12 protein-coding genes are annotated in these 9,626 nt (G+C 48.8%); 9 read left to right on the top strand and 3 right to left on the bottom strand.

What is annotated here, in order from left to right:
- On the bottom strand, nucleotides 1–601 hold a 601-nt coding region (locus HKN79_03665), incomplete at its 3' end, for a hypothetical protein (protein NNC82650.1).
- 234 nt (nucleotides 602–835) lie between these two features.
- On the opposite strand from HKN79_03665, the gene rplM reads away from it, so the two are divergent.
- The 6 genes from rplM (at nucleotide 836) to frr (ending at nucleotide 4,909) form a co-directional block, all read left to right on the top strand.
- On the top strand, nucleotides 836–1,279 hold the full coding sequence (rplM, locus tag HKN79_03660) for a 50S ribosomal protein L13 (protein NNC82649.1): 444 nt from the start codon (nucleotides 836–838) through the stop codon (nucleotides 1,277–1,279).
- Nucleotides 1,280–1,302: 23 nt separating this feature from the next.
- Nucleotides 1,303–1,689: a 30S ribosomal protein S9 gene (gene rpsI / locus HKN79_03655; protein NNC82648.1), complete on the top strand. Its 387-nt coding sequence runs from the start codon at nucleotides 1,303–1,305 to the stop codon at nucleotides 1,687–1,689.
- Between the two features lie 98 nt (nucleotides 1,690–1,787).
- Nucleotides 1,788–2,624, top strand: coding sequence for a 30S ribosomal protein S2 (gene rpsB / locus HKN79_03650; GenBank protein NNC82647.1), 837 nt, complete (start codon nucleotides 1,788–1,790; stop codon nucleotides 2,622–2,624).
- 21 nt (nucleotides 2,625–2,645) lie between these two features.
- The gene (locus HKN79_03645; protein NNC82646.1) at nucleotides 2,646–3,470 is read left to right on the top strand and encodes an elongation factor Ts; all 825 of its coding nucleotides are present in this window, start codon (nucleotides 2,646–2,648) and stop codon (nucleotides 3,468–3,470) included.
- 151 nt (nucleotides 3,471–3,621) lie between these two features.
- A complete protein-coding gene (locus tag HKN79_03640) occupies nucleotides 3,622–4,326 on the top strand; it encodes a UMP kinase (GenBank protein ID NNC82645.1) in 705 nt (234 codons plus the stop codon).
- 19 nt (nucleotides 4,327–4,345) lie between these two features.
- A complete protein-coding gene (gene frr, locus HKN79_03635) occupies nucleotides 4,346–4,909 on the top strand; it encodes a ribosome recycling factor (GenBank protein NNC82644.1) in 564 nt (187 codons plus the stop codon).
- Here the strand turns inward: frr and HKN79_03630 are convergent, their stop codons facing one another.
- Nucleotides 4,910–5,641, bottom strand: a complete 732-nt coding sequence (locus HKN79_03630) for a hypothetical protein (GenBank protein NNC82643.1) — start codon at nucleotides 5,639–5,641, stop codon at nucleotides 4,910–4,912. It lies immediately after the preceding gene.
- Nucleotides 5,642–5,880: 239 nt separating this feature from the next.
- Here HKN79_03630 and HKN79_03625 point away from each other — a divergent pair, with 239 nt between their 5' ends.
- Together HKN79_03625 and HKN79_03620 are read left to right on the top strand one after the other, a co-directional pair.
- Nucleotides 5,881–6,834, top strand: coding sequence for a peptidoglycan-binding protein (locus HKN79_03625; protein ID NNC82642.1), 954 nt, complete (start codon nucleotides 5,881–5,883; stop codon nucleotides 6,832–6,834).
- Nucleotides 6,835–6,909: 75 nt separating this feature from the next.
- On the top strand, nucleotides 6,910–7,305 hold the full coding sequence (locus HKN79_03620; protein ID NNC82641.1) for a thioredoxin fold domain-containing protein: 396 nt from the start codon (nucleotides 6,910–6,912) through the stop codon (nucleotides 7,303–7,305).
- Here HKN79_03620 and HKN79_03615 read toward each other — a convergent pair whose 3' ends face one another.
- On the bottom strand, nucleotides 7,306–8,208 hold the full coding sequence (locus HKN79_03615) for a radical SAM protein (protein ID NNC82640.1): 903 nt from the start codon (nucleotides 8,206–8,208) through the stop codon (nucleotides 7,306–7,308).
- A gap of 182 nt (nucleotides 8,209–8,390) precedes the next feature.
- Between HKN79_03615 and HKN79_03610 the strand changes: the two genes are divergently transcribed.
- A partial coding sequence (locus tag HKN79_03610; protein ID NNC82639.1) for an MMPL family transporter occupies nucleotides 8,391–9,626 on the top strand: 1,236 nt, incomplete at its 3' end.

Below are 9,626 nucleotides of genomic sequence, written 5' to 3'. Positions count from 1 at the left end.
CATCGGAGTCTGAGATGATGTTCATCTGTTGTTTGAACTGCCATCCTCCCCTGGAGCCATAGCCCAGGTGGATGTTATCACCATACAGGCCGATACCTACTACATTCCCTTCTTTCGCTTCATTGATTCCGGTCAAAGTCTTTTCGAATCTCGCACCATCTCCTGCCAGTCCACCAGCGATCGGGAGTCGGCCATTGTTCTCACGTTCGAGTCCTTTCTTCAGATTACTTCCATTCACAGAAGTTCCATCGGAAAATACGATGATGCCCTTGAGGTCTTCACTATCCAAAGCATTGAAGAGTGCCATCCCTACTTGGGAATAGTCATTGAATCGGTCGATGTTGAGTGATACCGTACGCATTTCACTTCTCTCCAGTTTGATCGAGGTGACTGTCATATCAGATTCGTTCACTCCATGAGAATGTATTTGCCCAGCAGTCGATACGAAGATGATGTCGTCAGTGGTGATACTCTTCATTTGTTCGTACAGGGTGGCGTCTTCTAGCCTATCCCGAGAGGCAAAAACTATGTGTACGTCAGAAGTTGGAAGCTGGAGTTGGTCCAGGTTGTCCAAATCAATGGTATTGACAGAGGTGATCATGGTCTAATTGTTTATTTCGAATGATTCAGTCCAGAGCGGGTACTTCCCGCTGACAGATTTTACGCGTAATTCGAGAACGGGGTTACAGGATTTTGAATAGAGAGACGATGCGCAGATAGATGAAAGATCGTGCAGACGTATGAATTCTACTATAAATTGTTGGTAGAAAGCTAGAGATCAGCTAATTTCGCACCCCCTTAAGTCAAAGTGCCTTGAGGACCAAAAATTACAGACGTGGATACACAGAGTTATAAGACCATCTCCGCCAATAAGGCCACAGTCAACAAAGAGTGGCTGGTTGTTGATGCCGAAGGAAAGCCGCTCGGGCGCTTGGCATCTGAAGTAGCCAAGCTTCTCAGAGGCAAGCACAAGCCTGAATTCACTCCTCATGTGGATTGTGGTGACAATGTCATTGTGATCAATGCAGATAAAGTCACCCTGAGTGGAAAGAAGTGGAGCGATAAAGAGTACATCCGTCACACCGGATATCCAGGGGGTCAACGCTCATTGACTGCTGAGCAACTGCACGCGCGCAAGCCATACGCATTGGTGGAGAAGGCCGTCAAAGGCATGCTTCCTAAGAATAAGTTGGGGAGTCAACTCTACCGTAACCTGTATGTATATGCAGGACCTGAGCACCAACAGGAGGCCCAGAAGCCACGTGAACATAAGATCTGAACCCATCCATAGATAATAGCACCATGGAGGTAATCAATACAATCGGAAGAAGAAAGTCATCCATCGCCCGTGTCTACATGACCAAGGGTAAAGGGAATCTGACTATCAATGAAAAGAAGAGTGAGGACTATTTCCCTATTCCCACTCAGCAGTATAAACTGCAGCAGCCTTTTGCGGTCACCGAGACCGAAGGGCAATTCGATGTCAACATAAATGTAGATGGTGGAGGAACTACCGGGCAGGTAGAAGCCATCCGTATGGGCATCGCAAGAGCGTTGGTGGAGTACAACGAGGAATTGAAGCCCAAGCTCAAGGAGCATGGACTCATGACCCGTGACCCACGAATGGTAGAAAGGAAGAAACCAGGACAGAAGAAAGCAAGGAAGAAATTCCAGTTCAGCAAGCGTTGATCGAGTTCAACGCTGGTTTCAGTATCCAAACCAGTTGGAATTCCTGCAAAGGACTATCCATCGGTTGTTTTTAGTGAATGTGAAACAAATACAAGTACATGTCAAAGACAGATTTCAACGAACTACTTGAAGCAGGTTGTCATTTCGGACACCTCAAGCGCAAGTGGAACCCCAATATGGCTCCATACATCTTCTCAGAGAAGAAAGGGATCCATATCATCGACCTCAATAAGACCATAGTCAAACTGGATCAGGCCTCAGCGGCTATGAAGAATCTCGCCCGTTCAGGCAAGAAGATCCTCTTCGTAGCTACCAAGAAGCAAGCAAAAGAGATCGTTTCAGAGAAAGCCAAAGAGGTAAACATGCCATACGTGACCGAGAGATGGTCAGGAGGGATGTTGACCAATTTCGCGACCATCCGTAAGGCGGTCAAGAAAATGGCTGCCATCGACAAGATGCAGACCGATGGGACCTGGGATACCATGTCCAAGCGTGAACGTCTTCAACTTTCCCGTACTCGTGCCAAGTTGGAGAAGAACCTCGGGTCCATCTCCGATCTCAATCGTCTCCCACATGCCATCTTCATCGTGGATATCATGAAGGAGCACATCGCAGTGGCCGAGGCCAATAAATTGGGCATCAACAGCTTTGCTATCGTGGATACGAATTCAGATCCCGAACAGGTGGATTTCGCTATCCCGGCCAATGACGATGCTACCAAATCCATCGCCAAGATCATGGATGTGGTATGCGGTGCTGTCAAAGAAGGTCTGGAAGAGCGCTCCAAGGAAAAAGAGGCGACCAAAGCTGCTGAAGCCAAGCAGAAGGCTGAAGAAGCAGCCAAAGCTGAAGCTGAAAAGGCGGAGAAGGCTGAGAATGCCGAAAAAGAGGAAGTGGCCGAAAAAGCTGCTGACTCTCAAGAAGAGAATAAATAATCCAATTTAATAGATAGAGTAATGGGAATTACTGCAGCTGATGTCAATAAACTGAGACAGCAGACAGGTGCTGGTATGATGGACTGTAAGAACGCCTTGGTAGAAGCCAATGGTGATTTCGATGCAGCTGTCGATATCCTTCGTAAAAAAGGCCAGAAAGTGGCTGCAAAGCGAGGTGATAGAGATGCTACCGAAGGTTTGGTCCTTGCTAAGACCACCTCTGATGCTAAGAACGGTGTGATCGTAGTGGTGAACTGTGAGACCGATTTCGTAGCTAAGAATGAGGACTTCGGAAAGTTCGCAGATAAGATTGCCGAGCTTGCACTGAACAACATGCCTGCTTCTGTAGAGGAATTGAAGAACATCAAGTATGATGATTCTGCGACTATCGGTGAGAAGATCATCGAGCAGACGGGAGTCATCGGTGAGAAGATCGATGTTTCGGCATACGAGAAGTTGAGCGCTGAGACGGTTTATGCCTACAATCACCCGGGTAACAATGTGGCCTCTGTGGTCGGATTGACCGCTTCTGGTAAAGAAGATGTAGCCAAGGATGTGGCCATGCAGATTGCAGCTATGGCACCGATTGCCTTGGACAAGGACAGAGTGCCAGAAGACGTGATCCAGAAGGAGATCGAGGTAGGAAAGGAGTTGGCCATCCAAGAAGGAAAACCTGCTGAAATGGCCGAGAAGATTGCTCAAGGAAGACTGAATAAGTTCTTCAAGGAGTCTACCCTTCTCAATCAAGCCTTCATCAAGGACAGTAAGATGACGATCCAGCAATACTTGGACAATACCGAGAAAGGATTGACCGTCTCTGACTTCAAGAGATTCTCCCTTTCATAAGGAGAGTTTAAAGATGTGATGAAGCCCGGACCGTAAGGTTCGGGCTTTTTGTTTTCCATCACTTCAGAGGCGAGCTATCAACAAGTCCCAAAGGACTTCTCCCTTCGATCCACGAATTCCATATTTTCGACTCCCAAAGACAGCTCAGCAGATGCGGTATAAAAGAGTCCTCCTCAAACTCAGTGGAGAAGCCCTCATGGGGAAGAAAGGCTTTGGGATCGATAATGAACGACTGGAAGCCTACGCCAAGGAGATCAAAGAGGTCTATGAGGCCGGTGTACAGCTCGGTCTGGTCGTAGGAGGGGGGAACATCTTCCGAGGCATCCAGGCTGAAGAAGGTGGAATGGAACGCACCCAAGGAGATTACATGGGTATGTTGGCCACCGTGATCAATAGTATGGCACTCCAAGCCGCCTTGGAGAAACTCGATGTCAAGACACGCTTGCAAACGGCCATCGAGATGAAAGAGATCGCAGAACCCTTCATCCGCAGAAGAGCAGTGAGGCATTTGGAGAAAGGACGGGTGGTCATATTCGGGGCCGGTACAGGGAATCCCTATTTCACGACTGACACCGCTGCATCACTCCGTGCTGTGGAGATAGATGCCGATGTCATACTGAAAGGAACCCGCGTGGATGGGATATACTCTTCCGATCCAGAAAAGAATCCCGAGGCGGTCAAATTCGAACGATTGAGTTTCAATGAAGTCTATGACAAAGGCTTGAATGTCATGGATATGACTGCCTTCACCCTCTGCAATGAGAACAAACTGCCGATCGTGGTCTTCGATATGAACCGACCCGGCAATCTGAAAAAAGTGTTGATGGGAGAGGCCGTGGGCACACTTGTTGAGTAGAAATCAGAAAAGACTAGCAATGAACGAAGAACTGAATATGATTTTTTCGATGGCCCGTGAAAGTATGGAGGCCTCGTATGAGCATTTGGGGACGGAATTGACCAAGATCCGCGCTGGCAAGGCTTCACCCAGCATGCTCAGTCCTGTGAAAGTGGATTACTACGGCACAGAGACTCCGCTCAATCAAGTGGCCAATGTCAACACGACCGATGCCCGTACACTGGTCGTGCAACCTTGGGAAAAGAGCCTACTTGAGGATATCTCAACGGCTATCACCAATGCCAATTTGGGATTGAATCCTCAAAACAACGGTGAGATGATCATCATCTCTGTACCCGTTCTGACCGAAGAGCGGAGAAAAGATCTCTCGAAACAGGTCCATGCAGAAGGGGAGAATGCCAAAGTGAGTGTGCGCTCTGCTCGTAAAGACGCCATGGATGAGATAAAAAGACTGGAGAAAGACGGACTGAGCGAGGATATGTCCAAAGACGCTCAAGACGAGGTCCAGAACATCGTGAATGCCTACAACGCTAAGATCGAGAAATTGGTCGAAGCCAAAGAGGCCGATATCATGACCGTCTGATCAATAGGCGAATTCCTGTATCCACCACTGCACCTCACCTTGATCCAGTTGCTGGACATGGTGGCAGGTGACATATTTCCATCTCGGGTCCAGAATATTTCTCCTATGTCCACGATGAGGCACCCCACTGTCTATCAATAACTGGATCACCATCTCGCGAGGGCTCCCCTTGAATCGAAGGATATTCTCATTTCCTTCCTGCAATCCCCCATGCTCTCTCACATGTCTGTCAAAGGGCCAAGCCCCATCCCGACCCCGGTGAGAGATATATCCGGTCTCGGATTGCGAATCTCCATGTTTGACAGCCGCAGTGTATAGTGGCAAGGAGGGTTCGAGTCCTTGGACCGGGATTGCCCTATCCAGCTCGATGATCAACTCGGCCAATGCCTGCATTCTATCCTGATAATAATTCCGATACACCGTATCCACACGTACTTGGGCTATCCCAGCGATCTGTTCTACACGGGTGGTGATGCTCTCACTGCGAATGGTGGAGAGTTCGATACTATCCCGTCTCATCCGTGTCATTTCTTCTAAAACAAAGGGGATATAGGCCTGCGGGTCGGAACGTACGAGATTGATCTCCCATACCATGGCCTTTTCCGTATGCTTCAGATAGCTCGCAGCCGCTATAGACTCCTGTTTGGTCAGAATAGCACGTTCGTCCTTTCCGTCCCCTTCAGTACTTGGGGAGAAACAGAATAGAAGAATACTCAAGAATAAGGCTTTCATAGCCCTTGTTCAACGCATCTGGAAGTCCCTTTGTTTCACTGAGAACTCGCTGGAGAGCTAGGATTGATAGTGTATAAAGCGTTGATTACTTGAGAATGCTAAAAGTGGGAATGATGCCCACTTTTTCTACTTTCGGACCGTTGATGGAGAATGTGACTTCTACTTACGCGGACGTCTACACCATACCCGTGAGTTTTTCCAGCCATCAAACATTGAATAACCGAACAAAAAACATCGAAATGAGACTTCTCACCATTGCCTGTGCTCTTCTCACAGCTTCGATTTCCTTGACAGCCCAAGACAATCCATTCTCAGGGGGCACCCCGCCCACTGCCGAGCTGGGTAAGTGCTACGCAAAATGCTATATCCCTAGCCAGTATGAGACCGTGACAGAAGATGTACTGGTCAAAGAGGGCACAACGAAATTGATCGCAGTACCAGCGGTCTATGAAACCGTGACCGAGCAAGTCCTTGTCAAGGAGGCAAGCACCCGACTCGTGCCTGTGCCTGCAGAATACGAGACCGTGACCGAGCAGGTATTGGTAAAAGAAGCCCACAGGAAGTTGGTCCCGGTCTCTCCGGTCTATGAGACCACTACAGAGAAAGTGCTGATCTCCGAACCCACCACCAAATGGGTGATGAAAAGGGATAAGAACTGCATGTCTGCCGATCCGAACGATTGCTTTGTAGCCTGTTATGAAGAAGTGCCCGAGCGCTACACCACCTATACATCGAGCGTAGTGAAGACTCCCGCCACAGTGATCGAAGTAGATGAGCCAGCTGAGTACCGTACGATAACGCGCAAGGTCTTGAAGACACCGGCCACCTATCGCGAAGAAGAAGTGCCGGCCGAGTATGCCACGGTCACGCGTAAGGTATTGGTCAAGCCGGCCACGGTTGAAGAAAGAGTGCTCATGCCGGAATTCAAGACCATCACAAAGCGGAGACTGGTCAAAGCAGGTGAATACTCTGATTGGAGGGAAGTGCTGTGTGAGAACAAGGTCACGAGCTATACCATCCGTCAGATCCAGGAAGCGCTTATAGATGCGGGATACGATATCGGCCCTGCCGGTGCAGATAATGTACTCGGAGGGGATACGCGAGCTGCCCTGATGCAGTATCAGCGAGATAATGGACTTCCAGTAGGGAATCTGAATATCGAGACACTTCAAACCCTGGGTGTACAATACTGATACCCATTCAAGAATTTAAGAAGAAAGGTGGTTTCAAGAAGCAACTTGAAAGCACCTTTTTTCGTACTTAGAGGTATGAGCCGAGCGATAGTAGTGGTCCTTTTGCTGATCTGTGGCATGACGATGATGTCACAGGTGAAGTTCTTCGAAGGGAGCTTTGAAGAGGCAAAGGCCGTAGCTGCCAAAGAAGGGAAACCCCTTTTCATCGACTTTTATGCCGATTGGTGTGTACCATGTAAGCAGATGGAGAAGTACGGTTTCCGGGATAAGGACTTCTCATTCCATATAAATACCTCCTTCATTGCAGTCAAGGTGGATGTCGAACAATTCGTAGGAATGGATGTGGCCGAGGCCTATCGCGTGAACAAGTATCCGACCTTGATCATCACGGATAGTCGAGGGAAAGAGCTCAGACGAAGAGAAGGCTATCAGTCTGCAGAACAATTGAGCCACTTTGCTGAAGAAGGCTGATCAATCTGCCCAGACCTGGGTGCCTTCACTACAATTCTTACAGATATCTATCTCACTGCGGGAGCGAAGTATGGCATTCCGGAATCTGTTATAGGTCTCGCTTTGCCAGATAGTCTCCAGTGAATCCTCTTTCAGATCACCCATGACATGACTCGCATCTTTATCAAAACAGCAGGGGACTACTTTTCCATCCCAGGTGATGACACAGGAGTGCCACATTTTCCAGCATTGATCATCCAAGGGATTCTTGATGTGATACCGACCATCGGCTCCTTTGCGATAGCGTGAGTAGCGATCCTCTTTCGGAATCAATGGGCTGCCGTGCTCGAAGTCATAGATCTGAGCCGTTTTGAATATCACACGGTCCACTCCGAGTTCTTCTCCCAAAGACTCGATCTCGCTGATCTGATGCTCATTGGGACCTACTACCAAGAACTGGAAGAGCACCTCTGGACCCTTACCGTACTTCTTTCGAGCCTTGAGCAGGGTCTTTGTCCCCTCGATGACCTTTTCCAATTCACCCGACTTCCGATAGGAGGCATAGGTCTCTTGGTCGGCACCATCGATACTGATGATCATACGATCCAAGCCGCTTTCTATCACCCGCGTACACATCTTTTCGGTCAAGAAATGTCCATTGGTAGAAGTAGAGGTGAATACCTGATGGGATGCCGCATATGCGACCATATCCAAGAAGCGAGGATGGATGAATGGCTCACCTTGGAAATAGAATGTGAGATTGATCAGATGCGCATGATTATCACGGATGAATGACTCGAAGAATGCCTGATCGATACTTCCCGTAGGGCGGGAGAAGCTCCTCAACCCAGAAGGGCACTCCGGGCAGCGCAGATTACAGGCAGTGGTGGGTTCGATACTCACACTGAATGGCATACCATTCATCCGCGCAACTCCGGCACGTTGAGAACTGCGGTAGCTCCTGTATATCCGGTAAGCATTGCGCAGTTTGTGGGAGTCGAGTTTACTCGCGAATCGCCATCTATTTCTGAAACCCGTCACAAGCTCAAAGATAGACCCACACAGCTGGGTTCACGTAGCAATAATCAATTCGTTTCTTTGCGCATATGTGGGAGTCCATAGCTGGTCTTATTCTCCGGAACAGGGTCTTGATCCTGATCCTGATCTCCGTGGTGACGATTTTCATGGGCTTCCATGGTCGCAATGTCAAGGAGACCTACAAGTTCGGAGGGATCCTGCCCGAAGATGATTCTACATACATCGAGTATTCCAAATTCTTGGAGACCTTTGGAGAAGATGGTAATGTCTTGGTCATCGGCACCCAAGGTGAGGAGATATTCCAGCTGGAGAACTTTGCTGCTTGGTATCAGATGGGGGAGGATATCAAAGCCTTGGACGGTATTGATTCGGTTTTCTCCATAGCTCACTTGTTCGATCTGACCAAGAATGAGGAGCTGCAACAATTCTCCCTAGAGAAATTACTGGATGCTCCGCCTGGGAGCCAAGAGGAGGTGGACGCACTCCGTCAACGGATCAATGACCTACCCTTTTACGAGGGGCTTCTGTACAACGACAGTACCCATGCGGTCTTGATGATGGTATTCGTCAATGCCGAACGATTCAATTCAGAAAGTAGAGGAGATGTCATGGATAGGCTATTCTCCATTTCCGAGGTCTATTCGGCCCAACATATGGAATTGCGCTATTCCGGTCTCCCGCATATACGCACCTATACAGCAGCGCAGGTCAAGACAGAACTGGGAAAATTCGTGGCTTTGGCCGCCATTGTAACGGCCATCATTCTCTACCTGTTCTTCCATTCATTCAGGGTGGTGGTCTTCTGTCTATTGGTAGTCAGTATAGGCGTTGTGTGGTCTCTGGGGACCATCGAGTTGATGGACTATCGACTCAGTTCTTTGAGCGGGCTCATCCCTCCATTGATCATCGTGATCGGGATACCTAACTGCGTTTTCCTGCTCAATAAATATCACCGCGAATTCGAGACCCACGGCAACCGTATCAAGGCACTGGTACGGGTGATAGCCAAGATCGGAAATGCCACCTTTTTGACCAATGTGACCACAGCACTCGGCTTTGCTACCTTCATATTCACAGAAAGCGACCTGCTGCGTCAGTTTGGTGTGGTAGCCTCCCTCAATATCATCGGGATATTCCTGCTCTCCTTGTTCATCATCCCTATCGTGTTCTCCTATCTCCCTGAGCCCAAGACCCGCCATCTCAAACACCTGCAACGCAGATGGCTCGATACCGTGGTGAGCATACTCGTTCATTGGGTGAGGAAACGCAGAGTAGCGGTCTATATCGTAACAGGGATCGTACTG

Source organism: Flavobacteriales bacterium (assembly GCA_013001705.1).
In the GTDB taxonomy this organism is placed as follows: Bacteria; Bacteroidota; Bacteroidia; order Flavobacteriales_D; family JABDKJ01; genus JABDLZ01.
Note: the sequence above shows the minus strand (reverse complement) of the source record. Positions and strands in the feature narration are given on the sequence as shown.

What these genes read in the sequence shown, in the direction of transcription:
- rpsI (NNC82648.1), top strand. Translation starts at nt 1,303, where the DNA reads ATGGAGGTAATCAATACAATCGGAAGAAGAAAGTCATCCATCGCCCGT.
- rpsB (NNC82647.1), top strand. Translation starts at nt 1,788, where the DNA reads ATGTCAAAGACAGATTTCAACGAACTACTTGAAGCAGGTTGTCATTTC.
- HKN79_03645 (NNC82646.1), top strand. Translation starts at nt 2,646, where the DNA reads ATGGGAATTACTGCAGCTGATGTCAATAAACTGAGACAGCAGACAGGT.
- HKN79_03640 (NNC82645.1), top strand. Translation starts at nt 3,622, where the DNA reads ATGCGGTATAAAAGAGTCCTCCTCAAACTCAGTGGAGAAGCCCTCATG.
- frr (NNC82644.1), top strand. Translation starts at nt 4,346, where the DNA reads ATGAACGAAGAACTGAATATGATTTTTTCGATGGCCCGTGAAAGTATG.
- HKN79_03630 (NNC82643.1), bottom strand. Translation starts at nt 5,641, where the DNA reads ATGAAAGCCTTATTCTTGAGTATTCTTCTATTCTGTTTCTCCCCAAGT.
- HKN79_03625 (NNC82642.1), top strand. Translation starts at nt 5,881, where the DNA reads ATGAGACTTCTCACCATTGCCTGTGCTCTTCTCACAGCTTCGATTTCC.
- HKN79_03620 (NNC82641.1), top strand. Translation starts at nt 6,910, where the DNA reads ATGAGCCGAGCGATAGTAGTGGTCCTTTTGCTGATCTGTGGCATGACG.
- HKN79_03615 (NNC82640.1), bottom strand. Translation starts at nt 8,208, where the DNA reads ATGAATGGTATGCCATTCAGTGTGAGTATCGAACCCACCACTGCCTGT.